This window comes from Blautia acetigignens (assembly GCF_025566865.1).
Classification (GTDB): domain Bacteria; phylum Bacillota; class Clostridia; order Lachnospirales; family Lachnospiraceae; genus Blautia_A; species Blautia_A acetigignens.
In genome coordinates, this window is sequence record NZ_JAOQJM010000001.1 from 228746 (window position 1) to 243917 (window position 15172).

Below are 15172 nucleotides of genomic sequence, written 5' to 3' on the forward strand. Positions count from 1 at the left end.
CAGTCCCCCGCCTCCCTAAAAATTATTTCTTATTCAGTCTGAAATCACTTCGCAAGAAAGATTACTCAGTCATCTTGAATGCCAGTGTATCCTGTGCTTCCTGAAGAGCGTCTTCTTTAGAAGTTCCGTTTACGATATTTACAACAGCTGTGTTGACACACTCTCTTGCCTCATAGTGGTATGGAGTCTTTGTGAACTCCGGAATATGAGAGGAGTACTCTACGATTGTTGAGAATATTGGCTGTCCGCCAAAGAACTCGTTTGGCTCGTTGTAAACATCAGACTCACCAGCTGGCAGGTAGCAGGAAATAGCACCTGTCTCCGGAAGGATTGCATCATATAAATCTGTGCTGGAACCAAATGTGCTTGCAAGGAAGTCCTCAGCAAGCTCTACGTTCTTGCAGTTAGAGGTAATGTACCAAGAAGATCCACCGTTGTTTGCATAGTTTGTAGCTGTGTCAACACCGTCAACCTTAGGCATTGTGGTGATTCCCCATAAGCCCTTCTGATCCTCTGTGGACATCAGAGTAGCTGTGATCCAGTTACCATTTACGATACCAGCAGCCTCGCCGCTTGTGATGGTGGAGATGTACTCATCCCAGTTGTTTACAAGTTTTACAACGTCATTCTGTACCAACTCTGTGTAAAGGTCGATACATTTCTCAGCTGTCTCATTGCCAACGATATAAGCTTCACCGTCTTCGTTTACGAAGTTTGCACCGCAGGACTGGATCATCATCATAAGTGTATCGCCGCCTGTTGCTTCGCTTGTAAGAAGGTATTTGCCTGTTTTCTCATGAACGTCTTTACCGATTTCTTCGAATCTGGACCATGTGATGTCTGTAAGGTCATCCAGTGTATATCCAGCTTCCTCAAGGATATCTGTACGATAGCATGCAATAACTGCACCGTTATCAAACGGAACACCGTAATGTGTATCATCTACCATGGAATAGGACTGTTTCAGAGCTCCGAAATCATCCCAGTTGATATCCATATCTTTCAGATCTGTGAAAGCATCCGGATAAGCTTTCAGGAATTTCTGATAGCTGTTGTCCTGCATAAGAACGATGTCAGGAAGAGTGCTGTAGTCACCTGCATTCGCTGCTGTGGTAAGCTTGGTCTGGCAGTCATCAGAAGAGGTCTCGATAATATCTACTGAGAATCCCTCATGGTCGGCTGCATACTGGTCAGCTGCGATCTGCATGGATTTAATATTGAAGTTCTGGTCCCATGCCCATACAGTTAAGGTGTTGTCGCTCTCTTCTGCAGATACAACTGTTGCGCCAGCTGCCATGGAAGCTACCATTGCACCTGTGAGTAATACGGTAAGTACTTTTTTCTTCATAGAAATATCCTCCCTTAATAAATTGTTTCTTCGTATTTCTTATGAATGCATTATAACATCCGTATGCCCTTTGATGTATGCAATACCGCTCATATAATGTGCATTTTCGACCATTATGTGTGTTTTTAACTTTTTTACTGTTCGTTCATTTTTCTATATATTTTCGTCATCTTAACGAATTCCGTCGTTTATTTACACCAGATAAAACATAAAAAAATGTATTTTCTGTACTTTTTCACAAATTTATGTGTCCATTTTGTGAATATGTTACATTCTTTTCTTTTTAAATTATGCAAAAAAGACTTTCCGCGGATACTTGGTTTTGATGGTATGGAGCATCTCCTGGGTAAGATCCAAAAGGAGTTTGATCTTGCGTCCGTCCTCCTTTATGATCATGGTGTAATAAGGCGTATCCTCTTCATAGGAGGTGTAATCATATTTCTTCAGATGCTCGGTTCCGCCGTTCTTTTTGTACTTTGCCACTGCCTGATGCCAGTGTGGGGCGATCATCTCAAGCTCTCTTAAATCCAGCTCATGGGCAGTCTTTCTATACTTGTTTCCGTAGATCACGTCAATGGTAAGGGTATCGTTTTCCAGCGTGTACTCATAATCCCTCTGGCAGAAGGTTCCGTAAATAAAATACAGACCTGCCAGACAAAAGCCGGCCAGCATAAATGCCTGGGAGATGGTAATTCCCATCAGTACAAATACCACTGCAAAGAATACCATTGTCTTTTTTAAAACTCCGGAGAGCTTCTTTTTCTTTCTTGTCACCTGTTCTACTATTTTGTAATCGTACATTCTACCATCCTTTCTCTGAGTGAATATCAAATTTCAGCAGCTGCTGTTCATAATTTTCCGGACGCTTCCGCCACTCTGCCGGGGACATTCCCATAAGCTGGCGGAAATTCCGGTTAAATGTGGAATTAGTTGTGAAACCGCATTTGTAGGCAATACCAGAAATGGGCTCGTCTGTCTTTTTCAGGATTTCACATGCAGTCTGGATCCTTACTTTGTTGATGTACTCCAGCGGGCTCATGTGCATGTAAGAAGTGAAAACCCTGCGGAAATGAGTCTCGCTGATGTGGCTTGCCTTTGCCAGGTCCCCAATTCGGATATCCTCCATATAATACTGAGATATGTAGTCGATGGAACGGGCGATCATGTTGGTAATCTTTCCTTTTTTCTCAATATTCTCTTCCTGGGAAGAACGGTTCAGCCTTGCCACCTCTGCCAGTAGCGCCAGAAGGATTCCCTTGGCTTCTTCCAGGTAAAATTCCTCACCACCACGCATAATATCCAGGATCTTAAGAATCTTATCAGAAAGGCTTTTGTATTCACACTCTTTTAGGCAGAAGGCTTTGGAATAGATACGCTGGACCATCTTCTTTGCGCGCAGAGGAGTTCCCGCCGCATTCGCCAGAAAGCCTTCCACATCAATAAACAAATACTCCCATTTGCTGATATTTCCGATATCGCTGGTAGTGGTGTGGGGAAAATTGGGCGGGATGATTGTAAACTCCCGGCCTGCGAAACGCACAGTCTCCTCGCCCAGTACCAGTTCTCCTGCTCCGCTGTAGCAGTAGCCGATTTCCAGGTAATTGTGGAAATGAAGGAAGTCCACATCCCTTCCGTAATTCTGTTCCCACTTTTCACCAAGAAGGGAAAGAATGGGGCTGCCATCCTGCATCTGGTAATAGCGGAATTCCATTTTCATTTTTCGTTTCTTCGCCATATGGTCTCCTTTGAAGTTCGTCTTGCTTTACTATATCATAATTCATGTTTCCATTCATACTTTTCTTGTAAAAAATACATTTTTCTGCTATGCTCTTTTTATATTTTACACGCTAAAGGAGATTTCGCCATGTCCGAAGCACAGATTTTACTATACAATTTCAAAGATGAAAACCGCCTGCGCCAGATCCGCAGATATTTGAACAGACAGAAGATTTCCCTGCGGATGGTGCAACCGTCAGAGTACCTGGAGAGCCTTGGATTTTTGTTTGAGATTCCGGGATTTGCGAAGAATTCGGTGTTTAACCTGGGACAGAATTTCCAGGAGGAAATGATGGTTCTGAACGGCTTTTCCAGCCAGCAGCTGGATGAATTTCTGGCCTTCTTTAAAGAAAACAGCCTCCCGCCCGTAGCGTTAAAGGCTGTGCTTACCCCGGTAACCATGCACTGGGATTCTATGAAGCTCCATGAGGAACTGATGAGGGAACATGCAGCCACACATGCTCGTTGATAACGCCAGAATACAAATCCAGGACAGAATCCCCAAGACGTGAAAAAGCCCTGCACGCGGCAGGGCTCTTTCTTTACCATTTAATCTTATTTTAGACTGTCTGATTAGTACAGTTTAGCCATCTCTTCGATGTTGTCTGGGTTGAACTGAAGAGGAGCACCAAGAACAACTTCTGTGCCGCCGTCATCAGCTTCTGTGATTGTGTAGTCCCCAAGGTCACCAGCTGTGAAGGTCTCATCAAGAGCACCTGTGATATCCTCGTTGACCAGAGCGATTGTTGTCAGAGCGGAAAGTTTTCCAAGGCCCTGCATATCCCACAGATAGAAGTATGGGCAGGAATGCTCATCATCAGCACCTGTGTACTCAAGCATCTCAGATGGAAGTCCAAGACCTGTTAATTTGCAAGCAGATCCGTTGTCCTGAAGGTATTTAGCAGCTGCTGCGATACCAACTGTTGTAGGTGCGCAGATAACTTTCAGATCTGGATATTTCTCAAGAAGAGCTGCTGTCTGGTCTGTAGATTTCTGTGGCTCGTCATCGCCGTATGCAACTTCTACAAGCTCAAGGTTTGCATAAGTGTCATCGCTTTCCATGATGTTCTTCATAGCATCAATCCATGCATTCTGGTTAGCTGCCTGAGATGTAGCAGAAAGGATTGCGAACTGTCCTTCTCCGCCAGCGATATCAAGAACTGCATCCAGAAGAGCCTGTCCTACAGCAACGGTACCAGCCTGGTTGATGAAGATCTGACGGCTGTCTGGGTTTGTTGCAGAGTCGAAGCAGGAGATCTTGATTCCTTCGTCCATAGCTTCCTGTAATTTAGCCTGAAGAGCGTTTACGTCGTTTGCGGAGATACAGATTGCATCATAGTCCTGAGAAATCAGGTTGTCAAGAACTTTGATCTGAGCATCTGCTGTAGCTGCCTCTGGGTAAACAGTATCAACTGTAGCACCCTCTGCCTCAGCTGTCTCTACGAAAGAAGCTGCTGCGATTTCGAAGAATGCGTTACCAGCGGATTTACCAACCAGTGCGATTTTCTTTCCGTCAGCTGTACCAGCCATAGCCGGAACTGCGGATCCGAGGATCATTGCTCCACAAAGAACTGCGCTTACGATTTTTTTGTTCATAGTTTTTTCCTCCCATGGAAATAATATAGTTTTTATTTGCAACTGCCCCGCCCTTCCGCGGGTGCAGTTAACAAGCATGTAAAATAAAATTGTATTACTTTTTTAAGGTTAAGGTATTAAGGAATTTTATTGGTATAAGTTAGGTGTTTCACTGCAAAAATTATTTTGCCATTTTTGCTTTTTTCTGGATTTCTTTTACAATGTTTGGAAGTCCAACTGCACCGATCAGAAGCACACCGATGATCAGCAGGATAACCTGTGGATGAATGTTTCTCTGTCCAAGACCAACACGAAGGCAAACGATGATAAATGCTGAGATCAGACCGCCGACGATATTACCTTTACCACCTGTGGAGGAGATTCCTCCGAATACTGCCATTGCGATGGCATCCATCTCGAATCCATTACCAGTTGTGGTGTTTGCTCCAAATGAGGAAGAGATCAGGAACAGCGCACACAGACCGGAAATCGTTCCCATCAGGGTGTAGATAATGAAACGGATCTTCTGTACATGGATTCCTGAGTAGTAAGCTGCAAGGCGGTTGGTACCGATTGCATATACTCTGCGTCCGAAAGTACATTTGCCAAGGATGACTGCTGCAATGATTCCAAGGATCAGAACCAGGAAAAGGATGTAAGGAATACGTCCTACTTTTCCGCCAAGTGCAGAGAAGCCTTCTGTATTAGTTACGGAAATACTTCCGCCGTTTCCAAGAACGATTTCTGCGATACCTCTGAAGATGATCTGTGTTGCAAGTGTTACGATCATCGGAGGCAGTTCCTCAAACTGTGTAAGAACGAATGCGTTTACTGCACCGCATGCAGTTCCAACAAGAAGAGCCGCAAGGATTACTACGATAAATGGTGCACCTGTATTGGATACGATACAAGCCATTGTTGCGGAGAGACACACGATAGATCCAACGGAAATATCAATCTCGCCAAGTACCAGAATGTATGCCATCGGCAGCATCAAGAAGATTTCTGCCAGATAAACAGGCATCTGACGGAGCAAGCTCTTCAAATTATAGAACTCTGAAAAGTTTGCACAGAAAATATTTACTGCAATAAACAGGAGTACCAGAATGCCTTCCCAGCTGAAGATCATCTGTTTTACGGGGCTTTTCGGCACGTTGTTAATACTTCTTCCAGATTTTCCAGCCATGATTACATCTCCCTTCCCTTTAATGCGTTTTTGTCAGCTGTACGCTGTAAAACAATGTTTACAACAACTACGACAAGAATGATAACACCCTTGATCGTGTTCAGCCACAGCTGATCGAAGAATGGGATCAGCGGAAGTGCTTTTGCGATTGTTGCAAGGATTAAAGAACCAAGTAATGCACCAAGTACAGTACCGCGTCCACCGCTCATGCTTACACCGCCGATAACACAGGCTGCGATAACATCCATCTCACCGCCCTGCTGCATATCAGGCATTGCGGAAGCGTAAATAGAAACCTGAAGGGCTCCACCAAGACCAGCAAGAAGACCCATGATGGTGTAAACAAGAAGCTTAATGTTCTTTACATTGATACCTGAAACCTCAGCTGCACTTGGGTTGCTTCCTACTGCGTAGATTCTTCTTCCAAGTGTTGTCCACTTCATGAATACGAAGAATACTGCATAGCAGAAGATGATCACCCAGATTACAAGGCTCATTCCCAGGAATTTTGTTGTTGCAAAATCTTTAAATTTACCAAGGGCTGCTGCACTTGCCCACTCACCGTTGTGGGAAACAAGATATCCCATTGCACGGTAGATGTACATGAAGCCCATTGTTGCGATGATCGGAGGAACGTCAGCTCTGGAGATTACAAGACCTACCAAGAAGCCGCATGCGATTCCGATTGCCAGTGCGATCACAAATGCCAGGAAAGTACTGGAAATGTGGTCATATTTCAGAAGCATACCAATTGACATACCGGTCAGTGCCAGTGTAGACATGATGGAAATATCGATTCCGCCTACCAGCATAACGCACAGCATACCAAGTGACATTACCATTGTTACGGCGTTGTTTTTCAGCATATCCGTCAGAGACTTAAATGTAAGGAATGACGGGCTGATGATTGTAATTACTACGAAAAGCAGAACCAGGATCACTGCAAGCAGTGCTTCACGGGAACCTGTCAGCTTTTTCATGAAAGATTTCTTTTCCATTATTTAGCTGCCCCCTTTCCTGATGTACCTTTCTCCATAGCCAGCTCAAGGATCATCTCCTGAGTTGCTTCTCCGCGGTCAAGCTCACCAGTCTTGCGTCCGTTGCACATTACAACGATTCGGTCAGCCATTCCAAGGATCTCAGGCATTTCAGAAGAAATCAGGATGATCGCGTAGCCTTTCTTTGCAAGGTCACCCATGATTGCATAAATCTCAGCCTTAGCACCAACGTCAACACCCTTGGTCGGCTCGTCCATGATGACAACCTTCATTTCCTGGCTAAGCGCCTTGGCAACTACAACCTTCTGCTGGTTACCACCTGACAGAGAGCTTGCAGGCTGGAAAATATCCACTGCCTTGGTATCAACTTCTTCCAGAAGCTTCTTGGCAAGATCTCTTTCTGTCTTCTCGTCATTGAAGCCTTTCTTTGCATATTTGCTGATGGTCGGAAGGGTTACATTTCTTCCAAGTCCCCAGCTCATGATCAGACCTTCCTTCTGACGATCCTCAGGAAGAAGGATGATTCCTTTCTCCATTGCCTCAGATGGCTGTTTGATATGTACTTCCTTACCTTCCAGATAAACCTTTCCTTCATCTGGTCTGGTGATTCCACAGACGCTTTCCACAACCTCTGTACGACCTGCGCCAACAAGACCTGTAAGGCCAACGATCTCGCCGGCATGTACATTGAAGGAAACATCTTTGAAATATCCGGTACGGGATAAATGCTCGATACGAAGCATCTCATCACCAATCTTAACTTCCGGTTTCGGGAACAGATCCTTGATCTCACGGCCAACCATGGCTTTGATCAGGTCTGCATTGGTGATTCCATCTACATCATAGGTACCGATGTACTGGGAGTCACGGAATACGGTAACTCGGCTTGCCAGACGGTACATATCCTCAAAACGATGGGAAATGAAGATAATGGAAACTCCTTTTTCTCTTAACTGATCTACGATTCTGTAGAGTTCCTCGGATTCTCTCTTTGTAAGAGATGCGGTAGGCTCATCCAGGATGACGATCTTTGCATTTGTGGATAATGCCTTGGCGATCTCGACCATCTGCTGCTGGGCAACACTTAAGGTTCCCATCTCAGCTGTAGAATCGAAGTCTGCATTCAGCTGTTTCAGAAGCTTGTTGGCTTCCTCATTCATTGCTTTCCACTGGATCATGTGATTCTTCTTGATCTCATGTCCCATAAAAATATTCTCGGCCACGGTTAAGTGTGGATAGGATGTTGGGTGCTGGTAAACAGCTGCGATTCCTGCTTCCTGTGCATCCTTAGGTCCTTTGAAATCCACTTTCTGGCCAAACAGGTACATTTCGCCCTCTTCTGCTTTATGTACACCGGTAATTACTTTAATGAAGGTAGATTTACCTGCACCGTTTTCGCCCATCAGTGCGTGAACTTCGCCAGGCTTTAACTGGAACTGTACGTTGTTCAGTGCTTTAACGCCGGGGAAAATTTTCGTAATGCCTTTTAATTCAAGAACATATTCAGACACGGCTTTTTCTCCTCCCTTTCTTGATCTGGTTCTATTCTATCATTAGGCAATTTGTTTGGAAATGGGAAAATATTTTGAAACAGGGTAAAATATTTTCCACTTAATGGGTAAAATTTTCCACTGACAAATGAATTTTCCACAAAACCAGGCGGTTTGCGTCTCGTATTTTAGATATAATTGTGATATGATAGATACATGCATTTTCACCCTTTAAAGGAGTTTTATCATGAAATTACTAATCGTAGATGACGAAGAGCTGACCCGTGTGGGTGTGATTTCTTCTATAAACTGGCAGTCTATCGGAATCGATGAAGTACTTCAGGCGGATGACGGCATGAACGGCCTGGAAATGGCACGCATGCATAAGCCGGATATTATCCTGTGCGATGTGCGCATGCCCCGACTTGACGGGATCCAGATGTTAGAGCAGCTGGAAACCATTCTTCCCGATGTGGTTCCTGTTTTTATGAGCGGATACTCAGATAAGGAATATTTGAAGGCTGCCATTAAGTTAAAGGCAGTCAACTATATTGAGAAGCCTCTGGATCCTCTGGAAATCCAGGATGCTGTGATCGAGGCCAGGGATCTTTGCCTGGAAAGAAAGCGGACCAGACACAACGAATCCATCCATTCCATGGAAAATGCCTCCCGCCTGGCCCTTTTGCTTACCCAGCCTTACGCTCAAGCAAAAGAAAACATTGACCAGCTGCTGGCAGAGCTTTCCCTTTCCATAAGCCCATCTACCAGCTTTACTGCCATTGTTCTGAAAACAGAAACGGAAGAAGAACTTCCTATTAATGAAGCTGGTGCCATGTACATGTCTGTGCGGGAATTTCTGAAAACTTTCCATATAGATTGTATTTTTGCGGAAAAGCGCGTGCAGTATATGGTTTATTTCCTGTTTGGCCCGGCTCCCGGTCCTGCCGCCAGGAAAAGCATTGAGGAGTTCTTCTGCAAGCTTTATTCCCGCTATTCCCGCTTCTGCATTGCGGCAGGGGACACCCTGACTGGCATTTCCAAAGCCTATCAGTCCTATACCTCCGCGGTCATCCTTCTGCAGAACAGCTTCTTTTTCCCGGCCGGAACCTTCCTGTCTCCATTCCATGAAGCACCGTCTGCCTGGAACAAGCCGGAGCTTCCTGCCCATCCGGAGCATGAGCTTCTTACCCTCCTCACAGCCAAGGACCAGGAAGGGACTACCCTTTTTCTGGATAAGCTTATGGAATACTTTGGACGCAACCAGAATATTCTTCCCAATCAGGCAAAGGATCTGTATTACAAGCTTTTCCGTTCCCTGGAGGAAGCGGCGCGGCAGCTGAAGCTGACCCTTTCTGACAAACAGGAAAACCTGATTGATGCCCTTGAGAAAATTTTCTCATTTGGCGAACTCCATCAGAAGCTGGTCCGCAAAACAGAGGCCTTTTTCCAGGCAGTGGACAATACAGCGGAAGAAAACTCCACAATTTTCATGATCAAAGATTACATTAGCCAGAAGTACATGAACGAGACCTTGTCTGTGAAGGATATCAGCGACCATGTATTTTTGTCCACTTCCTATGTGTGTACCTTCTTTAAAAATGAGACTGGACAGACTTTGAATCAGTATCTTACGGAGTTCCGCATGGAAAAAGCCAAGCAGCTGCTCTCCGACCCCAGATATAAGATTGCAGACATCTCTTCCCAGGTAGGCTACAGCGATGGCAATTACTTCGGAAAGAGCTTCAAGAAGTATACCGGATTTTCCCCCTCTGAGTACAGAGAGAAAATGGGCTGACAGAAAGGGGGATGAACTTTGCGGACAATCAAGCAATGGTACCAGGATTTGAACCTACAGTCCAAGTTCACCCTGGTACTTCTTGTGATCGTGGCAATTCCTGCAATTGCCATTATTTTCTTTTTCTATGGAAATGCCTATGACATGGTGGTCTCCTATACCATCCGCCAGGAACAGGACCGCTCTGCACAGACGGCGCCGCTGATCGAGGAATCTCTCCAGAAGATCCTGGATGTGAGCACGGAGATCTCTTCTCTGGATTTTTACCAGACTCTTTTCAAAAATGCCATAACCGATTCCTTTTCGGATCTGGCGGAGTCTGAGGACGCAGCGGATTTTTCAGACCGGATCAGGCAGCTGACCCAGGACACACCTGTGACCAATGTAAAAATTTATATGGAGGTTCCAAAGGAAGCCTCAGCTGATGTGGATGCGTTTTTGAATTCTGATCATCTGAAGGATACCTTCCTTTCCCTGGAACAGGCCAAGGGAACCTACTGGTACGGAATTTTCAGAGGAACCCGGGCAGCCCAGCTGTTCTGCCCTTCCTTTTATCTTGGTGCACAGGAAAAGAAAGCATACGGAGACCAGGCCTACATTACCCATGCTTCCGTGATCTATGACAGCGGAACCTATGATGCTTACATAGCGGTTTACTACTCCGGCTATGATTTCAACCAGATTTTGTCGGAAAATCTCACTCTGGACGGCAGCGTTTCCTATATTATGAATGAGCGAAACAACCTGGTATCTGCTTCCAGCGATTCCCTTGCCGGAATATACTGGCTGGATTACGACAAGATCATGGAATCCTATATGTCTTCCAACAGCTATGTGGAGCAGGAAATCCTTGGAAAGACAGTTTATGTTGGATTTTACCGGATCCGGCAGCCCGGATGGTTTATGGTGACGGTCCTTCCTTCCCAGCCGCTGATCACGCAGAGCAATATTCTGGTGCTTCAGTTCCTGGCTATTTATATTGCAGTGCTGGCCCTGGCCTTTTTCCTGGCAAGCACCCTGTCCAAATCTATTACCGGACGAATTTCTTCTGTCATCAGCCAGATGCGTACGGTACGGCACGGGCCGCCAGTTCCCATGGACAGCCCGGATGCCCACGATGAGATTGGTGATCTGATCGACACCTACAACTATATGACCCGCAAGATGAACCAGCTGATGGAAAAGCAGGCACAGGCTGCGGAGGATCTTCGCATTGCGGAGTTTAATTCCCTGCAGGCACAGATCAATCCCCATTTTCTTTACAACACCATGGATATGATCAACTGGATGGCGCATCAGGGACGTACTTCCGAGGTGTGCAACGCGGTGCAGAGCCTTTCCCGTTTTTATAAGCTGACCTTAAGCCGCAAGAAGGGAATCAGCACCATTGCCAAAGAAGAAGAACATGTTTCCATCTATGTGCATCTGCAGAACATGCGTTATCACGACAGTATTTCCTTTATTTCGGATATTCCGGATGAGCTGATGGAGTACCAGATTCCCAAGCTTACCCTGCAGCCGGTTGTGGAAAACGCAGTGCTTCACGGTATTCTGGAGACGCCAACCAAGTCCGGTACCATTGTTCTTACCGGATGGATGGAGGATAAGGATGTGGTGCTTCTCATTTCTGACGATGGTGTGGGAATTGCACCGGATAAGCTGCCTGTGATTCTTTCCGGTGAGGGAACCAGCGTTTCCGGAGGAACCAATATTGCCATCTACAATACGCACAGACGGCTTCAGGTTCTCTATGGAGACCAGTACGGACTTTCCTATTCCAGCAAGCTTGGATCTGGAACAGAAGTGCAGATTCGTTTTCCTGCAAAAAGGGATGGGATTTCAGAGAAACAAATAAATACAGAGACGAAATGATAACTGCCCTGGGAAAAAGCTTCCAGGGCAATTTTTTTCAGGACAGCAAAAGAGAGAGTCCGCAGGCTCTCCCTTTCGCTGAATATGAATATGTGTACAAAACCATATGATGGTCTTATTTTTACCGCAATTATCTTGTTACGATATCAACCGGAATGTTGAAGATCTTGGCAACTTTCAGAAGAGTATCGATATGTCTTCCTGTTGCAGCAGCCATATGATGTGTCGGGCCTGCTTCGCTCCAACGGTTTACGAACTCTCTTGCGCCGCATGTGAAACGTGTTCTCATGTTGGTATCACCGAAGGAAAGGATCGGTCCTTCCTCGTTGATGCCCTCAGCAACAACGAATTTGAAATGTCCGTCAGCATCCTGTGTAATTGCAAGATAGGTAACCGGGCCTGTGTATGGATAGAACTGTGTCAGATATCCGCCGCCTGTTTTGCCGTGGAATACTGGTACGATCTTCATGGTAGGCTTCTTGTCGGAGATGTCAGCATCACCGCTTCCGGAATGACCGATAATGCAGATGTCATCGTTGAAGTCAATGGAGTACATCTCGGAAAGCTGGCCGGTACCGGAAATTGTTTTCAGAATACTCATTGCCATAGCAACCTTCATGTCGCCCTCAACAGCACATGCAGTACCCTGTTTGATCAGCATGGAGAATGCCGGGATCAGCATACTGTCAAGAACACCAGCCTTGCCCTGTGCAAATCCGTCGTAATGGGAAGCGATCATTCCAAGATGCTCGTCTTTTACCCATTTCTCAAATGCTACAACGTATTTGGCCATATCCCATACTTTCTCAATGGTTCCGCCGCCTTCGATATCAAAGGTATCAAGGATATCCTGAGCTTTTGCACGGATTGCATCCTCATCTGTGATATCATCAGCGATTGCCCACATCTTCTCCCAGTCGAACTGTTTGGTGTAGAGGAACATTCTGTTGTACAGGTTAGTCTCATCAATGTAAAGGTCCATCATACCTGGGTAAGGTCTTCCGATCTGTGCAATGTTGGTGTCACGGAATCTTCTTCTTACCTGAGCAGCCTTGCACCAGTCTTCGATCTCAGCCTGAACGCCTGGATCTCCGCCTTCTACAACACCTGTGATAACAGCGTGTCTCTTGCCGGCTCTCTCAAGGTCAGCAACAGCTTCTCCAACAGCACCGCAGGCATAGCCTTCACCAAGCCATGCAGCAATGTCTGTGTGATCATAATCCAGAGCTTTCAGCTTCTGAACGTTTACCAGAACAACCGGAACGTCAAGGTCACGGATTGCCGGCAGCATATTGTAGGATGTAGCGTAGGTCAGCATCTGAAGGAAAACAAGGTCAACGTCTGCTGCACGGAATTTATCTCCTGCAACCATAGACTGCTCTTTGGTTGTTACCATTCCTCCATCAATGATCTCTACAGTATCCGGAATTGTTTTCTTAAATGCTTCATACTGAGCTTCAAACTCAGGTACCAGTGACGGGAACTGAGGCAGATATGCTCCTAAAGCAATAGAAAATACACCAACTTTTGCTTTTGTGTTTACTAACATAGTAGTACCTCCTGTTTTATTTGATATATTGTACACCGGTGAGCAATTCACAGGTGCTATCATACATACACTTGTATATCCTGAAGCTTGTTTGAAAAAGGCTCTCTGCAGGATGTGCGTCACAATTTCTTTTTCTAATTAAGCCTGATATACCTTAATTCCAAAGGACTCATGAATTGTGGTACGAGCCTCTTCGATAGATTTGAACTCTTCTGCTTTTAACATCTGAGCGGTAATATTGCCGATCGCGGTTGCTTCTCCAGGACCTGCATGAACTTCCTTGCCAGTTGCCTTAGCTGTCAGCTCATTGAGGTAGCCTGCATTGGAGCCGCCGCCAACTACGTGGATACGGCTGTAGGTTCTGCCTGTCATCTCTTCCAGTTCCCTGGCTGTCTTTGCATAGCACTCAGCAAGGCTGGTGTAGATCACAGTTGCGATCTCGCCTAATGTCTCCGGCACCTTCTGTCCGGTTCTGCGGCAGTAATCCTTCACTTCCTCAGTCATGTTGTCAGGGGAAAGGAAGCACTCATCATTAGCATCTACTCTGGATGGGAAATCCTTGGCTTCCTCTGCCATCTGGCAGATCTCTGCGAATCCGTATTTGTCATCAAATTCATGACGAACGGACTGGATCATCCAAAGACCCATGATATTTTTCAGATAACGGAATCTTCCTGCATAGCCGCCCTCGTTGGTCAGGTTCATCTCACAGCTCTTCTTGGAGCAGTCTGCTTTCTCTCTCTCGATACCCATCAGAGACCATGTTCCGGAGCTGATGTAAATGAAATCGTCGTCATTTGCAGGAACTGCAAGAACTGCAGAACCGGTATCATGTGTAGCAGGTGCTACAACCTCTACGTCAAATCCAACCTCTGCTTTTACTTCCTCAGTGAAGTGTCCGATGCTTGTTCCCGGCATGATCAGCTTCTGGAACATTTTTCTCGGATATCCAAGCATATCGATCAGTTCGTAGTCCCAATCCTTTGTCTCAGGGCTAACCAGCTGTCCGGTAGTTGCCTCTGTGTACTCGCAGGTCTTCTGGCCTGTGAGGAGATAGTGGAAATAATCCGGTACGTGAAGCATAGTCTCAGCCTGCTCTAAGTACTCCGGATGTTTCTTCTTTACTGCCATCAGCTGATATACAGTGTTGAAGATTGCCTTCTGGATTCCGGTACGTGCGTAAAGATCCTCAAGAGAGATGATCTTGTAAACTTCCTCGTCCATTCCCTCTGTTCTGTGGTCACGATATCCAACGGTATTTCCAAGAACCTTGTCATCCTTGTCCATCAGTACGAAGTCAACGCCCCAGGTATCTACACCCATGCTTACCGGAATCTTGCCGATTTCTTTACATTTCTTAAGGCCATTTTTGATTTCCTTGAAAAGTCTGTCAAATTCCCAGCAAAGCTCTCCATCTTTCTTTACCATTCCGTTTTCAAAACGGTGAACCTCTTCAAGCTCCATCTTTCCGTTCTCAAGATGTCCCAGAATCAGTCGTCCGCTGGATGCTCCAATGTCTACTGCCAGATAATATTTTGCCATTTTATAAAACCTCCTAAATATGTATGTGTGCAGTTACTGTA

At 45.6% G+C, this 15172-nt stretch carries 12 protein-coding genes; 3 read left to right on the forward strand and 9 right to left on the reverse strand.

What is annotated here, in order from left to right; all coding sequences use genetic code 11:
• Positions 1–61: 61 nt before the first annotated feature.
• From OCV70_RS01030 to OCV70_RS01040, 3 genes are all read right to left on the reverse strand, one after another.
• Positions 62–1348, reverse strand: a complete 1287-nt coding sequence (locus OCV70_RS01030; protein WP_262579012.1) for an ABC transporter substrate-binding protein — start codon at positions 1346–1348, stop codon at positions 62–64.
• Between the two features lie 288 nt (positions 1349–1636).
• Entirely contained in the window at positions 1637–2149 is a 513-nt protein-coding gene (locus OCV70_RS01035) for a hypothetical protein (RefSeq protein ID WP_021925718.1), read from the reverse strand.
• A 1-nt stretch (position 2150) separates the two neighbouring features.
• Entirely contained in the window at positions 2151–3083 is a 933-nt protein-coding gene (locus OCV70_RS01040) for an AraC family transcriptional regulator (RefSeq protein ID WP_262579015.1), read from the reverse strand.
• A gap of 129 nt (positions 3084–3212) precedes the next feature.
• Between OCV70_RS01040 and OCV70_RS01045 the strand changes: the two genes are divergently transcribed.
• On the forward strand, positions 3213–3593 hold the full coding sequence (locus OCV70_RS01045; protein WP_173767264.1) for a DUF3783 domain-containing protein: 381 nt from the start codon (positions 3213–3215) through the stop codon (positions 3591–3593).
• A gap of 104 nt (positions 3594–3697) precedes the next feature.
• Here OCV70_RS01045 and OCV70_RS01050 read toward each other — a convergent pair whose 3' ends face one another.
• The 4 genes from OCV70_RS01050 to OCV70_RS01065 all read right to left on the reverse strand — a co-directional run bounded on the left by OCV70_RS01050 (position 3698) and on the right by OCV70_RS01065 (position 8394).
• Positions 3698–4720: a substrate-binding domain-containing protein gene (locus OCV70_RS01050; RefSeq protein ID WP_117850689.1), complete on the reverse strand. Its 1023-nt coding sequence runs from the start codon at positions 4718–4720 to the stop codon at positions 3698–3700.
• Positions 4721–4880: 160 nt separating this feature from the next.
• Positions 4881–5885: an ABC transporter permease gene (locus tag OCV70_RS01055; RefSeq protein ID WP_117850691.1), complete on the reverse strand. Its 1005-nt coding sequence runs from the start codon at positions 5883–5885 to the stop codon at positions 4881–4883.
• 2 nt (positions 5886–5887) lie between these two features.
• The gene (locus OCV70_RS01060) at positions 5888–6883 is read right to left on the reverse strand and encodes an ABC transporter permease (protein WP_117850694.1); all 996 of its coding nucleotides are present in this window, start codon (positions 6881–6883) and stop codon (positions 5888–5890) included.
• The gene (locus OCV70_RS01065) at positions 6883–8394 is read right to left on the reverse strand and encodes a sugar ABC transporter ATP-binding protein (protein WP_117850696.1); all 1512 of its coding nucleotides are present in this window, start codon (positions 8392–8394) and stop codon (positions 6883–6885) included. Before OCV70_RS01065 ends, OCV70_RS01060 begins: the two co-directional genes overlap by 1 nt.
• 226 nt (positions 8395–8620) lie before the next feature.
• Here OCV70_RS01065 and OCV70_RS01070 point away from each other — a divergent pair, with 226 nt between their 5' ends.
• Both OCV70_RS01070 and OCV70_RS01075 read left to right on the forward strand, forming a co-directional pair.
• Entirely contained in the window at positions 8621–10168 is a 1548-nt protein-coding gene (locus OCV70_RS01070) for a response regulator transcription factor (RefSeq protein WP_021924773.1), read from the forward strand.
• 18 nt (positions 10169–10186) lie between these two features.
• A complete protein-coding gene (locus tag OCV70_RS01075; protein ID WP_021924772.1) occupies positions 10187–12040 on the forward strand; it encodes a sensor histidine kinase in 1854 nt (617 codons plus the stop codon).
• Between the two features lie 130 nt (positions 12041–12170).
• On the opposite strand, the gene OCV70_RS01080 is transcribed toward OCV70_RS01075, so the two are convergent.
• Entirely contained in the window at positions 12171–13589 is a 1419-nt protein-coding gene (locus OCV70_RS01080) for an arabinose isomerase (RefSeq protein WP_117850701.1), read from the reverse strand.
• 138 nt (positions 13590–13727) lie between these two features.
• A complete protein-coding gene (rhaB, locus tag OCV70_RS01085; protein ID WP_173767261.1) occupies positions 13728–15131 on the reverse strand; it encodes a rhamnulokinase in 1404 nt (467 codons plus the stop codon).
• Positions 15132–15172 lie beyond the last annotated feature (41 nt).

Bases quoted from the DNA above. Each gene is read 5' to 3' on its own strand.
- OCV70_RS01050 (WP_117850689.1), bottom strand. From the start codon at position 4,720: ATGAACAAAAAAATCGTAAGCGCAGTTCTTTGTGGAGCAATGATCCTC.
- OCV70_RS01030 (WP_262579012.1), bottom strand. From the start codon at position 1,348: ATGAAGAAAAAAGTACTTACCGTATTACTCACAGGTGCAATGGTAGCT.
- OCV70_RS01080 (WP_117850701.1), bottom strand. From the start codon at position 13,589: ATGTTAGTAAACACAAAAGCAAAAGTTGGTGTATTTTCTATTGCTTTA.
- OCV70_RS01055 (WP_117850691.1), bottom strand. From the start codon at position 5,885: ATGGCTGGAAAATCTGGAAGAAGTATTAACAACGTGCCGAAAAGCCCC.
- OCV70_RS01040 (WP_262579015.1), bottom strand. From the start codon at position 3,083: ATGGCGAAGAAACGAAAAATGAAAATGGAATTCCGCTATTACCAGATG.
- OCV70_RS01035 (WP_021925718.1), bottom strand. From the start codon at position 2,149: ATGTACGATTACAAAATAGTAGAACAGGTGACAAGAAAGAAAAAGAAG.
- OCV70_RS01060 (WP_117850694.1), bottom strand. From the start codon at position 6,883: ATGGAAAAGAAATCTTTCATGAAAAAGCTGACAGGTTCCCGTGAAGCA.
- OCV70_RS01045 (WP_173767264.1), top strand. From the start codon at position 3,213: ATGTCCGAAGCACAGATTTTACTATACAATTTCAAAGATGAAAACCGC.
- OCV70_RS01070 (WP_021924773.1), top strand. From the start codon at position 8,621: ATGAAATTACTAATCGTAGATGACGAAGAGCTGACCCGTGTGGGTGTG.
- rhaB (WP_173767261.1), bottom strand. From the start codon at position 15,131: ATGGCAAAATATTATCTGGCAGTAGACATTGGAGCATCCAGCGGACGA.